Annotated in this window: 14 protein-coding genes; 7 read left to right on the top strand and 7 right to left on the bottom strand. The window is 70.0% G+C overall.

All coding sequences use genetic code 11. The features are described from left to right. Positions 1–29 precede the first annotated feature (29 nt). On the top strand, positions 30–1,289 hold the full coding sequence (locus tag ACQ3HE_RS04175) for a citrate synthase (protein ID WP_064296340.1): 1,260 nt from the start codon (positions 30–32) through the stop codon (positions 1,287–1,289). 105 nt (positions 1,290–1,394) lie between these two features. Here the strand turns inward: ACQ3HE_RS04175 and dapD are convergent, their stop codons facing one another. Beyond that, positions 1,395–2,372: a 2,3,4,5-tetrahydropyridine-2,6-dicarboxylate N-succinyltransferase gene (gene dapD / locus ACQ3HE_RS04170; RefSeq protein ID WP_194601732.1), complete on the bottom strand. Its 978-nt coding sequence runs from the start codon at positions 2,370–2,372 to the stop codon at positions 1,395–1,397. Between the two features lie 51 nt (positions 2,373–2,423). On the opposite strand from dapD, the gene dapE reads away from it, so the two are divergent. The 3 genes from dapE to ACQ3HE_RS04155 all read left to right on the top strand — a co-directional run bounded on the left by dapE (position 2,424) and on the right by ACQ3HE_RS04155 (position 5,011). Further along, positions 2,424–3,521 carry a succinyl-diaminopimelate desuccinylase gene (dapE, locus tag ACQ3HE_RS04165; protein ID WP_071261029.1) on the top strand — a complete coding sequence of 366 codons (1,098 nt, stop codon included), beginning with the start codon at positions 2,424–2,426 and terminating at the stop codon, positions 3,519–3,521. Then, entirely contained in the window at positions 3,511–4,734 is a 1,224-nt protein-coding gene (locus tag ACQ3HE_RS04160; RefSeq protein ID WP_430891424.1) for a hypothetical protein, read from the top strand. Before dapE ends, ACQ3HE_RS04160 begins: the two co-directional genes overlap by 11 nt. A gap of 103 nt (positions 4,735–4,837) precedes the next feature. Then, positions 4,838–5,011 (top strand): DUF3117 domain-containing protein, encoded by a 174-nt coding sequence (locus ACQ3HE_RS04155; RefSeq protein WP_079002123.1) that lies wholly within the window; start codon positions 4,838–4,840, stop codon positions 5,009–5,011. Positions 5,012–5,105: 94 nt separating this feature from the next. Here ACQ3HE_RS04155 and ACQ3HE_RS04150 read toward each other — a convergent pair whose 3' ends face one another. Beyond that, positions 5,106–5,738, bottom strand: a complete 633-nt coding sequence (locus ACQ3HE_RS04150) for an O-methyltransferase (protein ID WP_064296167.1) — start codon at positions 5,736–5,738, stop codon at positions 5,106–5,108. 71 nt (positions 5,739–5,809) lie between these two features. Between ACQ3HE_RS04150 and ACQ3HE_RS04145 the strand changes: the two genes are divergently transcribed. Continuing rightward, the gene (locus ACQ3HE_RS04145) at positions 5,810–6,250 is read left to right on the top strand and encodes a twin-arginine translocase TatA/TatE family subunit (protein ID WP_079705542.1); all 441 of its coding nucleotides are present in this window, start codon (positions 5,810–5,812) and stop codon (positions 6,248–6,250) included. Positions 6,251–6,285: 35 nt separating this feature from the next. On the opposite strand, the gene ACQ3HE_RS04140 is transcribed toward ACQ3HE_RS04145, so the two are convergent. From ACQ3HE_RS04140 to ACQ3HE_RS04130, 3 genes are all read right to left on the bottom strand, one after another. Beyond that, positions 6,286–7,419 carry an Mrp/NBP35 family ATP-binding protein gene (locus tag ACQ3HE_RS04140; RefSeq protein ID WP_430891913.1) on the bottom strand — a complete coding sequence of 378 codons (1,134 nt, stop codon included), beginning with the start codon at positions 7,417–7,419 and terminating at the stop codon, positions 6,286–6,288. Positions 7,420–7,483: 64 nt separating this feature from the next. Next, entirely contained in the window at positions 7,484–8,026 is a 543-nt protein-coding gene (locus tag ACQ3HE_RS04135) for a DUF1003 domain-containing protein (protein ID WP_071261025.1), read from the bottom strand. Further along, entirely contained in the window at positions 8,004–9,317 is a 1,314-nt protein-coding gene (locus ACQ3HE_RS04130) for a magnesium transporter MgtE N-terminal domain-containing protein (protein WP_124769020.1), read from the bottom strand. The genes ACQ3HE_RS04135 and ACQ3HE_RS04130 overlap by 23 nt, the downstream gene beginning before the upstream one ends. 68 nt (positions 9,318–9,385) lie before the next feature. On the opposite strand from ACQ3HE_RS04130, the gene ACQ3HE_RS04125 reads away from it, so the two are divergent. Further along, a complete protein-coding gene (locus ACQ3HE_RS04125; protein WP_079705546.1) occupies positions 9,386–9,889 on the top strand; it encodes a YflT domain-containing protein in 504 nt (167 codons plus the stop codon). A 42-nt stretch (positions 9,890–9,931) separates the two neighbouring features. Here ACQ3HE_RS04125 and ACQ3HE_RS04120 read toward each other — a convergent pair whose 3' ends face one another. Both ACQ3HE_RS04120 and ACQ3HE_RS04115 read right to left on the bottom strand, forming a co-directional pair. Next, positions 9,932–11,329 (bottom strand): aminopeptidase P family protein, encoded by a 1,398-nt coding sequence (locus ACQ3HE_RS04120; RefSeq protein ID WP_430891423.1) that lies wholly within the window; start codon positions 11,327–11,329, stop codon positions 9,932–9,934. A 41-nt stretch (positions 11,330–11,370) separates the two neighbouring features. After that, positions 11,371–12,408, bottom strand: coding sequence for an endonuclease/exonuclease/phosphatase family protein (locus tag ACQ3HE_RS04115; protein WP_430891422.1), 1,038 nt, complete (start codon positions 12,406–12,408; stop codon positions 11,371–11,373). A gap of 82 nt (positions 12,409–12,490) precedes the next feature. Here ACQ3HE_RS04115 and ACQ3HE_RS04110 point away from each other — a divergent pair, with 82 nt between their 5' ends. Next, positions 12,491–13,345 (top strand): PHP domain-containing protein, encoded by an 855-nt coding sequence (locus ACQ3HE_RS04110; protein ID WP_079705549.1) that lies wholly within the window; start codon positions 12,491–12,493, stop codon positions 13,343–13,345. Positions 13,346–13,368: the final 23 nt, after the last annotated feature.

Genomic DNA, 13,368 nt, shown 5'->3' with positions numbered 1-13,368 from the left:
AGGCTTCCACCGAGACGCATCAGGTCACCCTGAACTACCCCGGCGGAACGGCCGAATTCCCGATCCACCAGTCAGCCCAGGGCGCGTCGAGTATCGACATCTCCTCGCTCACGCGGCAGACCGGCCTGACCACGCTCGACTACGGGTTCGTCAACACCGCTGCGACCAAGTCGGCGATCACGTACATCGACGGCGACCAGGGCATCCTGCGCTACCGCGGCTACCCGATCGAGCAGCTCGCCAAGCAGTCGACCTTCCTCGAGGTCGCCTGGCTGCTCATCCACGGGGAACTCCCGACGGCCGACGAACTCGGCGGATTCGACGAGAAGATCCGGCGCCACACGCTCCTCCACGAGGACCTCAAGCGGTTCTTCTCGGCGCTCCCGCACACGGCGCACCCGATGGCCGTCCTGTCGAGCGCCCTGCAGGCCATGTCGACCTACTACGAGTCGGACGCCAATCCGCACGATCCCGACCACGTCGAGCTCACGACGGTCCGCATGCTCGCAAAGCTCCCGGTGATCGCCGCCTACGCGCACAAGAAGTCGGTCGGGCAGGCGTTCCTCTACCCCGACAACTCGCTGAGCTTCGTCGACAACTTCCTCAAGCTGAACTTCGGCAACCTCGCCGAACCGTACGAGATCGATCCCGTCCTGTCGAAGGCGCTCGACCTTCTGCTCATCCTGCACGAGGACCACGAGCAGAACGCCTCGACCTCCACGGTCCGCCTCGTCGGCTCCACCGGAGCGAACCTCTACGCCTCCGTGTCCGCCGGTATCAACGCCCTTTCGGGTCCGCTGCACGGTGGCGCGAACGAAGCTGTCCTGCAGATGCTCGGCCGGATCCAGGAGTCCGGCGAGGGCGTGCAGCGCTTCGTCGACCGCGTGAAGAACAAAGAAGACGGCGTGAAGCTCATGGGCTTCGGGCACCGCGTCTACAAGAACTACGACCCGCGCGCCAAGCTCGTCAAGGAGAGCGCCGGCGAGGTGCTCCGGGCGCTCGGCATCAACGACCCGCTGCTCGACCTGGCTCAGGAGCTCGAGCAGATCGCCCTGGAGGACGACTACTTCAAGGAGCGCAAGCTCTACCCGAACGTCGACTTCTACACCGGCGTCATCTACAAGGCGATGGGCTTCCCGACGCGGATGTTCACGGTGCTCTTCGCCATCGGACGCCTGCCCGGGTGGATCGCCCACTGGCGTGAGATGAACCTCGACCCGCAGACCAAGATCGGGCGCCCGCAGCAGCTGTACACGGGTTCGCCCGAGCGTCCCTTCCCGACGCGCTAGTCCCGTCGGTTCTTGAGCCTGTCGAAGGGCGGTTCCTGAGCCTGTCGAAGAACGGCCCCGCATCCACCTCGGATGCGGGGCCGTTCTGCGTCCCGGGAGGCCGGGTCAGGCGTGCAGTGCCGCGTTCAGCTCGACGCCCGAGCCCGAGCGGGGGAGCACCTCGACGGCACCGGTGAGTGAGTTCCGACGGAACAGGAGGTTCGGGACACCCGACAGCTCGACCGCCTTGACCGTACGCGGCGCGCCTTCGGCCGTGGCCGCAGCACCCGCGAGGACGACCTTGGTGCCCGCGGTCACGTAGAGACCCGCCTCGACCACCGAGTCGTCGCCGATCGAGATGCCGATGCCGGAGTTGGCGCCGAGGAGGGCGCGCTGACCGATCGCCACCCGCTGCGTCCCGCCGCCGGAAAGCGTCCCCATGATCGACGCACCACCCCCGATGTCGCTGCCGTCACCGACGACGACGCCCTGCGAGATGCGTCCTTCGACCATCGACGCGCCGAGGGTCCCGGCGTTGAAGTTGACGAAGCCCTCGTGCATGACGGTGGTGCCCGGTGCCAGGTGGGCGCCGAGCCGGACGCGCGAGGCGTCGGCGATCCGGACCTTGTCGGGCGTCACGTAGTCGAGGAGTCTCGGGAACTTGTCGATGCCGGTCGCGTGGATGCCGGCGCGGAGGAGCGACGGTCGGAGGCGGTCGAAGTCCGCGGGGTGGACGGGGCCGGCGTTGGTCCAGACGACGATGGGGAGGTGCGCGAAGACACCGTCGAGCGAGATCGTGTTCGGCTGGACGAGCAGGTGGCTGAGCAGGTGCAGCCGCAGGTAGGCGTCCGGGGTGCTCTGCGGAGCGGCCTGCAGCTCGATCTCGACCGTGACGATGTCGATGCGGACGGCCCGGCGCTCGTCGTCGGTCGCGAGGGCCTCGAGGTCTGCGGGGGCGATCCAGCGGTCGCGGCCCTCGGGGATCCGTCCGAGCGAGGGCTCGGGGAACCAGGTGTCGAGCACGGTGCCGTCGGCGGCGATGGTCGCGAGGCCGGAGCCCCAGGCGTGAGTCGGAACAGGGGTCTCGGCAGGCACAGCGGTCATGGCTCCAGGGTACCGGCCAACACTCAGGTCGACGGCCAATACACTGGTGCCATGCCAGCCGAAGTCCCCGTACTCGACCTGTCCGTCTCCTCGGTGGAACTCACCCAGCAGCTGTGCGACATCGCCTCCGTCTCGGGGGATGAAGCCCGCATCGCCGACGCGATCGAGGCGTCGCTCGAGGGTCTCGAGCACCTGACGATCGTGCGCGACGGCGACACGGTGGTCGCTTCCACCTCGCTCGGACGTGCACAGCGGGTCATCATCGCCGGCCACATCGACACCGTCCCGATCAACGGAAACGTCCCGACCCGGTTCGAGGAGCGCGACGGCGAGGCGGTGCTCTGGGGTCGGGGGACGGTCGACATGAAGGGCGGCGTCGCGGTCCAGCTGAAGCTCGCGGCCGAGCTCACCGATCCCATCGTCGACATCACCTGGATGTGGTACGACAACGAGGAGGTCGCATCCGACCTCAACGGCCTCGGGCGTCTCGCGCGGAACCGTCCCGACCTCTTCATCGGTGACTTCGCGATCCTCGGCGAGCCGAGCAACGCCGGCGTCGAGGGGGGCTGCAACGGAACGCTGCGCGTCCACGTGAGCGCGCACGGCAAGCGCTCGCACGCGGCCAGGAGCTGGGTCGGCGTCAACGCGATCCACGCGATCTCACCGGTCCTCGCGACGCTCGCCTCGTACACGCCACGGGAGGTCGAGGTCGACGGGCTCGTCTACCGGGAGGGCGTCAACGCGGTCGGGATCACCGGCGGCGTCGCCGGGAACGTGATCCCCGACCTCGTCACCGTCGAGGTGAACTACCGCTTCGCTCCGAGCCGGACGGGTGCCGAGGCGCTCGCCCACCTCGAGGAGCTCTTCTCCGGCTTCGAGGTCGTGCAGACGGACGTCGCGGAGGGTGCTCGTCCCGGGCTAGACGCGCCGATCGCCCAGGACTTCCTGGCCGCGGTCGGCGGCACACCGGCCCCGAAGTACGGCTGGACGGACGTCGCACGCTTCTCCGCGCTCGGCGTCCCCGCCGTCAACTACGGACCGGGTGACCCGCTCCTCGCCCATGCCGACGACGAGCGCGTCCCGCTCGCGCACATCGAGGACTGTGAGCGCGGGCTCCGCGCCTGGCTGACCGGGCCCGATGGTCGCTGACGCGGCCCACTCGACCGAGGTCGAGGAGCGGCCGTCGATGCTCCGGCGCTGGGCCCGCCTGCCCTGGTGGGGGCGGATCACCATCGTGTACGTGCTGTCCCGCCTGGTGACGACCGCGATGTTCGCGGTCGCGAGTCTGCTGCAGGCGCCGGACTCCCGGTTCGGCGCGTTCCCCTCGCTCGGCACGCTCGCCGCCGGCTGGGACGGACAGTGGTACTGGTGGATCGCGACGTACGGCTACCCGACCCAGCTGCCGCTCGACGACGCCGGCCGGGTCGCGGAGAACGCGTGGGCGTTCATGCCGGTCTATCCGGGGGTCGTGAAGGCGCTCTCGGTCGTCACCTTCCTGCCGTGGCCGGTCATGGCCGTCATCGTCTCGCTGTGCTGCGGCTTGGGGGCGGCCCTGCTGTTCCACCGGCTCCTGCGCATCCGCCTCGGCGATGAACGGGCGATGTTCGCCGTCGTGCTGTTCTGCATCGCCCCGCTCAGCGCCCTGTTCCAGGTCGCCTATGCGGAATCGATGTTCCTGCTGCTGCTGACGCTCGCACTGCTCCTGCTCGTGACGCGCCGGTACGGCTGGCTCCTCGCCGTCATCCCGGTCATGGCGTTCACCCGCCCCGGAGTCCTGGCCTTCTCGCTCCTGCTGGGCCTCCATCTCATCGTGCGTATCGTCACGCGACACCGCGACCCGCTCGCGCGCCGGGAGGTCGTCCTCATCCTCGCGGGCGGGGCCCTCGCTGCCCTCGCCGGATTCGCGTGGATGATCATCGCCGGTCTCGTCACCGGGACGCCGGAGGCGTACCTCAAGACGGAGCTGGCGTGGCGGGCCGCCTTCATCGGGGAGCAGCCCCTCGTCCCGTTCTCGGCCTGGATCCAGGGCGGCCAGTTCTGGTTCGGTGATGGTCCGGGCATCGCCGTCGTCGCCGCGATCTTCGTCGGCTCCGTCGTGCTCCTGTTCCTCCCACCGGTGCGCCGGCTCGGTGCCGACCTCCGGTTGTGGGTGGGGTCCTACCTCCTGTACCTCTTCGCGGTGTTCTTCCCGCAGACGAGTGTCTTCCGGCTGCTCGTACCGGTCTTCCCGCTCCTCGGTGCGGTCGCCGTCCCACGGAACCGCTGGTATCGCGGCGGCGTCGTCATCGTCTCGCTGGCGTTGCAATGGTGTTGGATCTTCGTCATGTACGGCCTCGCGAACGCGTATTGGACCATTCCCTGAGTGCGGATCCGGCGTCATCCTGCGCCTCGCCGCGCTCAGGATTATCACGAGCCCCCGTGATACGAGATAATGGGGGTCAGTCGAATAACGAGAGGGGACTCGCATGGCCGCAATGAAGCCACGCACCGGAGACGGGCCAATGGAGGCCGTGAAGGAGGGTCGGCTCATCATCGTGCGAGTGCCTCTTGAAGGGGGAGGGCGTCTCGTCGTGTCGGTCAACGACGCAGAGGCTCAAGAACTGCATGATGCACTCGCGGGTGTGGTGAGCGCGGGCTGATCCCCGTCACCGACGCCGCATGAGCCGAGAACCGGCCGTCATCACTGCTCGCAGAGTCAGGATGGCGGCCGGTTCGTCGTCGTACGGGGAGGGCTCAGAGGTTCGGTTTGGTGATCTGCAGGAGGCCGTCGCCGGCCGGGGACAGGGCGCTGACGACCGCGTCCGACGCGGAGATCTCCTGGACGAGCGAGCGGAAGAGGCCTGTGGTCTCGTCCCGCTGAGCCGGATCGGCCACGCGGCCCCGCCAAAGCGCGTGCGGGACGAGCACGGTGCCACCGGGACGCACCAGACGGAGTCCGTGCTCGACGTACTCGATGACCGATCCCGGGTCGCCGTCGACGAGGACGAGGTCGTAGGAGTTCTCGTTCATCCGCGGCAGGACGTCGAGCGCGCTGCCGGTGATGAGGCGGATGCGGTTGGTCGTGATGCCGGCCTCCGTGAACGCCGCGCGTGCCTGCTGCTGGTGCACGATCTCGGTGTCGATGGACGTCAGCACCGCGCTCGTGGCGCCGCGGAGCAGCCAGAGCCCGGAGACGCCGGTGCCGGTGCCCACCTCGACGATGGACTCCGCGCGGGTGGCCGCGGCCACCACCGCGATCTGCGCGCCGATCGCCGGGGAGATCGGTTCGACGCCCAGTTCGTGCGCGTGAGCGCGCGCCGTGAGCATCGCCGCGCTCTCGACGACGACGTCGCCCGCGTACTTCCAATTGAGATTGTGTTCTGACACCTTGCCTCCGGATCCCAGCGTATGGCCTGCAACTGCTCCGACAGCTGAGGCTCGCGCGGTAGTCTGATGTCGTGTTCGGTCTGACCTTCGACAAACTCCTCATCATCGGGGTCATCGCCGTGTTCCTGCTGGGTCCGGAACGGCTGCCGTACTACGCCTCGCAACTGGCGCGACTCGTCCGCACCCTCCGCGACCTCGCCTCCGGCGCCAAGGACCGGATGCGCGAGGAGATGGGACCGGAGTTCGACGAGGTCGACTGGAAGAAGCTCGACCCGCGTCAGTACGATCCGAGACGCATCATCCGCGAGGCGCTCCTCGACGACGAGCCTCCGGTGACGCCGACGGTCGCGACGACCGCTCCGCTCGACGCGGCTCCCGCTGCCGCGGCCGCCGCTGCAGCCGTCCCATCGCTCGAGAAGCCGAAGTCGATCCAGGCGGCGACCGACGAGCGCCTGCGCCGACTCGCCGCCGGAGAGACCGCCGCGCCCCCGTTCGACCTCGAAGCCACCTGAGTCCGCTTCGGTCGCACACGTCCGACCCGGACGGCTCAGCTCGTGCTGACGCCGAGACGACGACCGGCGAGGCCACGAGGTCTCGCAGCGAGCTGACCGGCCAGCCGGAGGATCTCGGCAGCCGCGGGATCCGTCGGATCCGAGAGGACGATCGGCAGCCCGGCGTCCCCGCCCTCCCGAAGCGGAACGCTGAGCGGGACCGAGGCGAGGAGCGGTACCGGGGCGTCCTGGCCGATCGACAGCCGCGCCGCGAGCGCCTCGCCACCCCCTGAGCCGAACAGCTGCAGGACGCTGCCGTCGGGCTGGGGGAGACCCGCCATGTTCTCGATGACGCCGTGGACGCGCTGCCCGGTCTGGCGCGCCACCACGCCGCTGCGCTCGGCCACCTCGGCGGCGGCCGGCTGCGGTGTCGTGACGACGAGCACCTCGGCGTGGGGGAGCAGCTGGCCGATGGAGATGGCGACGTCCCCGGTGCCGGGCGGGAGGTCGAGGAGCAGCACGTCGAGGTCGCCGAAGAACACGTCGGTCAGGAACTGCTGGATGGTGCGGTGGAGCATCGGTCCGCGCCAGGCGACGGCGACGGCGGTGGTGCCGTCCGTCGGTGCGTCGATGAACATGCCGATCGAGACGACCTTCACACCGTGGGCGACGGGCGGCAGGATCATGTCGCCGACCTGCGTCGGTTTGACGGCCAAGCCGTTCTCGACCAGTCCGAGGAGCCCCGGGATGGAGAACCCGTGGACGTCCGCGTCGACCAGGCCGACCCGCAGGCCGCTGGCGGCGAGTGCGACGGCCAGGTTCGCGGTCACCGTCGACTTCCCGACACCGCCCTTGCCGCTTGTGACGGCGTACACGCGGGTCAGTGAGTCCGGGCCGAACGGGATGCCGCGGGCGCTGCGGCCGCCACGCAGGCGCTCCGTGAATGCCTGACGCTCCGCCGTCGTCATCACCTGGACGTCGACCGCGACGCTCGTCACCCCGGGGGTCGCCGCGGTGGCCTCACGCACGTCGCGCTCGATGCTCGCCGCTGCCGGGCAGCCGACGATCGTGAGCTTGATGGTGACGTCGGCGGCACCGGTGTCGTCCACCGTGATCGGGCCGACCATGTCGAGTTCGGTGATCGGTTTGCGGATCTCCGGGTCGATGACTCGGGCGAGCGCGGTCCTGATCCGCTCGGCGAGGCCGGTGTCAGCCGCGCCGGTGTCAGCCGCGCCGGTGTCAGCCGCGCCGGCGTCAGCCACGCCGGCGCTCGGGCCCGTCGTGTTCGGGCTGGTCCGTGCGATCCCGATCGAGTTCCTCGAGGAGGGAGCGCAGTTCGGCGCGGATGAAGTCCTTCGAGGCCATGTCCTTGAGGGCCAGTCGCAGCGCGACGACCTCACGGGCGAGGTACTCGGTGTCGGCGAGGTTGCGTTCGGACCGCTGCCGGTCCTGCTCGATCTGCACGCGGTCGCGGTCGTCCTGGCGGTTCTGGGCGAGCAGGATGAGCGGAGCGGCGTACGAGGCCTGGAGCGACAGCACGAGGGTCAGGGCCACGAAGCCGATGTCGACGGAGTCGAACCGGAGGGCGAGTGGACCGTAGGTGTTCCAGGCGATCCACAGGATGACGAAGAGGGTGAGGCCGAGGAGGAACCACGGCGTGCCCATCGCCCGGGCGATCCACTCGGTGAACCGGCCGAAGCGGTCGCGCGAGGCCGGGGCGCGGCGGATGGAACGTACGGAACTCCGAAGCCCCTTCGGAGCGTCGAGCCGGACCTCATTGCGGGGTGCTCGTGCCACGACCTGCCCTCCTTCCGTTCGATCCGAGCCGCTGTTCCGACGCCGGGAGTTCATCGTTCTCGTCGATGCTGCGCCAGTCGTCCGGGAGCAGGTAGTCGAGGACGTCGTCGATCGTCACGACCCCCAGGAGCCGGTGCTGTTCATCGACGACGGGCACCTGGACGAGGTTGTAGCTCGCGAGGATCCGCGAGACCTCGGCGGCGGAGGTCCGCACGCCCACCGGATCGAGGCTCTGATCGAGCAGGGTCCCGAGGCGCTCGTGCGGCGGGTAGCGGAGCATGCGCTGGAAGTGCACCATCCCGAGGAAGCGTCCCGTCGGTGACTCGTACGGCGGCAGGGTGATGCAGACGCCGGCCGCCAGCGCCGGTGCCAGCTCGGAGCGTCGGATCGACGCGAGGGCCTCCGCGACGGTGGCGTCGGCGGAGAGGATGATCGGCTCGGTCGTCATGAGGCCACCCGCGGTCTCCGGGTCGAACCGGAGGAGCATGCGGACGTCCTCCGCCTCCTCCGGCTCCATGAGCTCGAGGAGGTGCTCACCGCGGTCCTCGGGGAGCTGGGCGATGAGGTCGGCCGCGTCGTCCGGCTGCATCTGATCGAGGACGTCGGCTGCGCGGTCGTCGTCGAGCTGGGCGAGGATCTGGACCTGGTCCGTCTCGGGCATCTCCTCGAGCACGTCCGCGAGGCGGTCGTCAGACAGCTCCTCCGCGACCTCGATCATCCGGTCGCGCGGGAGGTCGAGGAGCGTGTTCGCGAGGTCGGCCGGTTTCAGGTCGGCGTAGGTCGCGATGAGCTGCTCGGCGGACTGGGCCTCGCCGAGCTCCTGCTCCTCGCGCAGCTCGTTCCAGGTGGCGAAGGTCGTCGGGCCCTTCACGAAGGGGGAGGCGGTGGTCTTCGGGCGGCGGACGAACAGCTGCGACACCTGCCACTCGCCGGGGCCCTGCTCCTCGATGGCGACGTCCTCGATCGTCGCCTCCTCACCGGTGGCGCGGAAGACGACGCGTCGGCCGAAGAGTTCGGCGATCACGCGCACTTCGCCACCGCGCTGCTCGAACCGGCGGACGTTGATGAGTCCCGTGGTGATGATCTGCCCGGCGCCGATGCTCGTCACGCGGCCGATCGACACGAACACACGGCGTTTCCCGGGGATCTCGACGATGAGGCCGACGACCCGCGGGGGTTTGCCGGTGCGGTAGACGACGAGCACGTCCCTGACCTTGCCGACACGATCGCCCGCGGGGTCGAAGACGGTGCACCCGGCGAGCCTGGCGACGAACACTCTGGTTGCACTCACAACTACTAACCTACCCGCCGGTGGTCGGCCTGGAGTGCCCGCTCGGGGCGGGGTGAGAGGATGGAGGCATGAGTGATCCGCGACAGTTCGGCCGGAAGGGCGCCCCGGCGCTCGGCGTCATCCCGCGAGGCGAGACGGTGGCCAGCTACGAGAGTTACGAGTCCGCGCAGGCCGCGATCTCGTCGCTCGCCCACACCGATTTCCCGGTCAAGGAGATCTCGATCGTCGGCAGTGATCTCAAGAGCGTCGAACGCGTCACCGGTCGCCTCAGCTACGGCCGTGCTGCGGGAGCCGGTGCGGTCAGCGGTGCCTGGCTGGGACTGTTCCTCGGGCTCGTCCTCGTCATCTTCAATCCCGAGACGAACCTCATGCTGCTCGGAGCCGCGGTGCTCATGGGTGCCGCGTTCGGCATGCTGTTCGGCATCGTGTCGTACTCGGTGACCCGCAAGCGGCAGGAGTACACCTCGGCCACGCTCGTCGTGGCGACGCGCTACGACCTCATCGTCGGCGGTGAGCTCGCGAACCGCGCACGCAACCTCCTGGAGCGCGGCCCGGAGACCGACGCGGGCTGATCCAGCCGCGTCAGGCTCCGAGCCGTCGCCCGGCGGACGGGCTCAGCGCGCGAGCCAGGCCTCGACCTCGTCCGCGGTGCGCGGGATGCCGGCCGACAGGTTCTCCGCGCCGTCCTCGGTGACGAGGATGTCGTCCTCGATCCGGACGCCGATGCCGCGGTACTCCTCGGGGACCGTGAGGTCGTCGACCTGGAAGTAGAGGCCGGGTTCGATCGTGAAGACCATGCCGGGCTCGATCACGGCGTCGGCGTACATCTCGCGGCGGGCCTGGGCGCAGTCGTGCACGTCGGTGCCGAGGTGGTGGCTGGTCCCGTGCACCATGTACCGCCGGTGCTGCTCGTTCTCCTTCAGGAGCGCTTCCTCGGCGGTGACGGGGAGCAGGCCCCATTCGGCGGTCTTGCGTGCGATGACCGCCATCGCGGCCGCGTGCACCTCGCGGAACCGGATACCGGGGCGGACGATGGCGAAGGCCTCGTCGGCCGCCTCACGGACGGCCTCGTAGACCCGTCGCTGGACCTCGGTGAACGTGCCGGACACCGGGATCGTGCGGGTGATGTCGGCGGTGTAGTAGCTGTCGAGCTCGACGCCGGCGTCGATGAGGATGAGGTCACCCGGGACGACCCGTCCGTCGTTGCGCGTCCAGTGGAGGATGCAGGCGTGCGGTCCAGCGGCGGCGATGGTCTCGTACCCGACGCCGTTCCCGTCGGCGCGAGCCCGCCCGGCGAAGACGCCCTCGACGATGCGCTCGCCGCGCTCGTGCGCGAGGACCTTCGGGAGTTCGGCGACGACGTCGTCGAAGCCGCGCGCGGTCGCGTCGACGGCGAAACGCATCTGCGCGATCTCGTAGGCGTCCTTCACGAGGCGCATCTCGGACACGGCGCGCGTCAGGGTGTCGTCGACGTCGACCGTGAGATCGGCGGCGTCGGCGGTGAACGCCGAGAGGTCGGCGGTCGCGATCGCGAGGTCGGCGGCCACCTGGGCGAGCGACGGACGCGCACCGATCCAGAACTCGCCGATCGCGGCGTTCGTGTAGAACTCGTCGGTGTCGCGGCCCGCTCGCTCGCGGAAGTACAGGGTCGCGGTGTGGCCGGACTCCTCGGGATCGAGCACGAGGACGCTGTCGGGCTCGGTGTCGGCCGCCCAGCCGGTGTAGTAGGAGAAGGCGGAGTGCGCCCGGTACAGGTAGTCGGTGTCGTTCGACCGCTGCTTCATCCCGCCCGCGGGGAGGACGAGACGGTGACCGGGGAACTGTGCCGACAGGCGTTCACGACGAGCCGCTGCGAGGCCGGCGGTCTCCCGCGGCTCCGGCAGGACCTCGGGGCGGTCTGCCCACCCGGTGCCGATGAAGGCGCGGAAGCCCTCGGACCAGGCGGCCGCCCGGTTGGAGGTCGCCTCGGTCTGGACGGTGTTCGAACTGGATGTGTCTGCGGAAGTCGCCATACCTCCATTGTCGCACTGCGGTCGCGACAGGCGCCCGACCCTCAGCTCCCCGTGCGGGGGAGCAGCGTCGCGACCACGGGCCGGTGATCACTGCCCGTGCCGTCGACGTCGGTCAGGACGTGAGCAGACACCGTGACCCATCCCGGTGTCGCCATGACGTGGTCGATCGGTGCGCCGAGGACAGCCGGGAGCCCGGTCGGCCAGGTACCGAGCCCGGCTGCCGCGTCGGCCGCCGCGGCGTCGTGGCACGCGCCGAGGTCGCCGACGCCGCGCAACCCGGCGAGGTGGTCGAGCGTCGCGTTGAAGTCACCGGCCATGATCACGTCCGCGTCGTCGGTGCAACGGCCGGCGAGATCGGCGAGCTCCGCACGCCAGTCGTCGAGCCGACTCGGCAGTGGGGCCGTGGTGTGGACCGCGACGAGGGTCGGTCCGCGGCCGAGGACCGGATCGGCGATGAGGGTCTCCGAGCGCTCGATGGCGGTCGGGCCGGTCACCGTCGGTGCACGGACCGCGTACTCGCCGAGTCCGGTGCTGATGAGGAGGCTCGTCCCTCCTGCGTCGGCGTCGGTCGAATGCGCAACCATCGGCCGTCCGGCGGCGGTCATCGCGGCGGCGACGACCGCCGCGGTGTCGGACGAGGTCTCCGGCAGGGAGACGACGTCGGCGCCCTCACGCACCGCGATCGCCGCGATCGTTCCGGGGTCGACGGCATCGCCGAGGGTGTTCCAGGCGAGGACCGTGACCTGATCCGCGAGGTCGGTCGCCTCTCCGGCGACCATCTGGTCGTCGATTCCGCGGTTGGCCGTGACGACGGCGCCGGTGACCGAGACCGCGGCGAGGACGACCGCCAGGATGGCGGGGAGCACGCGGCGGGACCCCCGGACGAGGATCGCCGTCACGAGGCAGAGCAGTGCGCCGCCCGCGGCGGCGATCGCCACGAGGAGGCGGAACGCGCTCAGTTGGACGACGACCTGGGCCTGCTCGAGACCGAACAGCCCGGGGAGGACGGCGACGACGAGCAGGGCCGTGATCGCGATCGCGAGCACGGCCGCGATGACGCCACCGACGGTCTTCAGCACCCGCGTCAGCGTAGGCGAGCGGTCTGGGAGTCCTCGGGGCAGGACCTGCGACTAGGGTGGAAGCGTGGTGAGCGCTCGAGACATGCACGGCCCCGCCGATCTGCACACGCACTCGAGCGTCTCGGACGGCACGGAGACGCCGACGCAGCTGATGCGCGCTGCCGGTGCCGCGGGGCTCGGCACGATCGCCCTCACCGACCACGACTCCACCGCCGGTTGGGCCGAGGCGGCCGTCGAGTCGCGCCGCCAGGGCATCACCCTGCTCCCCGGAATGGAACTGAGCACCCGCTACGAATGGCGGAGCGTGCACCTGCTCGCGTACCTCATCGATCCGTTGAACGGCGACCTGCTCCAGGAGACCGCGAAGATCCGGGAGTCCCGGCTCCGGCGGGCCGAAGGCATCGTGGCACGCATCGGTGGCGACTACCCGCTGTCCTGGGCGGACGTCCTCGCGCAGACCCGCGAAGGTGCGACCGTCGGACGGCCTCACATCGCCGACGCCCTCATCGCCCTCGGGATCGTGGCCGACCGTGGCGAAGCCTTCGACGGCATCCTGCATCCGCGCACCGGGTATTACGCGCCGCACTACGCGCCCGACCCGCTCACCGCGGTCAAGCTCGTCCGCGCCGCCGGTGGCGTCCCCGTGATCGCCCACCCGGTCCCGGCCGGCCGCGACCGGATGCTGCCCGAGCCGTACTTCCGCGAACTCGCTGACGCGGGCCTGTTCGGGCTCGAGATCGAGCACCGCGAGAACACCGAGGAGGGGAAGGTCGTCGTGCGGCGTATCGCCTCCGAGCTGGGCCTCGTCGCGACCGGTTCGAGCGACTATCACGGGACCGGTAAGCCGAACCGCCTCGGCGAGAACACCACGGACATCGACGTGGTCCGGCGCATCGTGGCCGAGGCCACCGGCTCGGCACCCGTCCTGCCTGACTGATTCGGCGCGTCCGGAGTGCCCTT

The organism is Plantibacter auratus (assembly GCF_050587365.1).
Taxonomy (GTDB): domain Bacteria; phylum Actinomycetota; class Actinomycetes; order Actinomycetales; family Microbacteriaceae; genus Plantibacter; species Plantibacter auratus.
This window is presented reverse-complemented; position numbering and strand designations above follow the sequence as displayed.

Excerpts from the sequence above, each read along its gene's own strand:
- dapE (WP_071261029.1), top strand. The coding sequence starts at position 2,424 with ATGCCAGCCGAAGTCCCCGTACTCGACCTGTCCGTCTCCTCGGTGGAA.
- ACQ3HE_RS04160 (WP_430891424.1), top strand. The coding sequence starts at position 3,511 with ATGGTCGCTGACGCGGCCCACTCGACCGAGGTCGAGGAGCGGCCGTCG.
- dapD (WP_194601732.1), bottom strand. The coding sequence starts at position 2,372 with ATGACCGCTGTGCCTGCCGAGACCCCTGTTCCGACTCACGCCTGGGGC.
- ACQ3HE_RS04120 (WP_430891423.1), bottom strand. The coding sequence starts at position 11,329 with ATGGCGACTTCCGCAGACACATCCAGTTCGAACACCGTCCAGACCGAG.
- ACQ3HE_RS04110 (WP_079705549.1), top strand. The coding sequence starts at position 12,491 with ATGCACGGCCCCGCCGATCTGCACACGCACTCGAGCGTCTCGGACGGC.
- ACQ3HE_RS04155 (WP_079002123.1), top strand. The coding sequence starts at position 4,838 with ATGGCCGCAATGAAGCCACGCACCGGAGACGGGCCAATGGAGGCCGTG.
- ACQ3HE_RS04125 (WP_079705546.1), top strand. The coding sequence starts at position 9,386 with ATGAGTGATCCGCGACAGTTCGGCCGGAAGGGCGCCCCGGCGCTCGGC.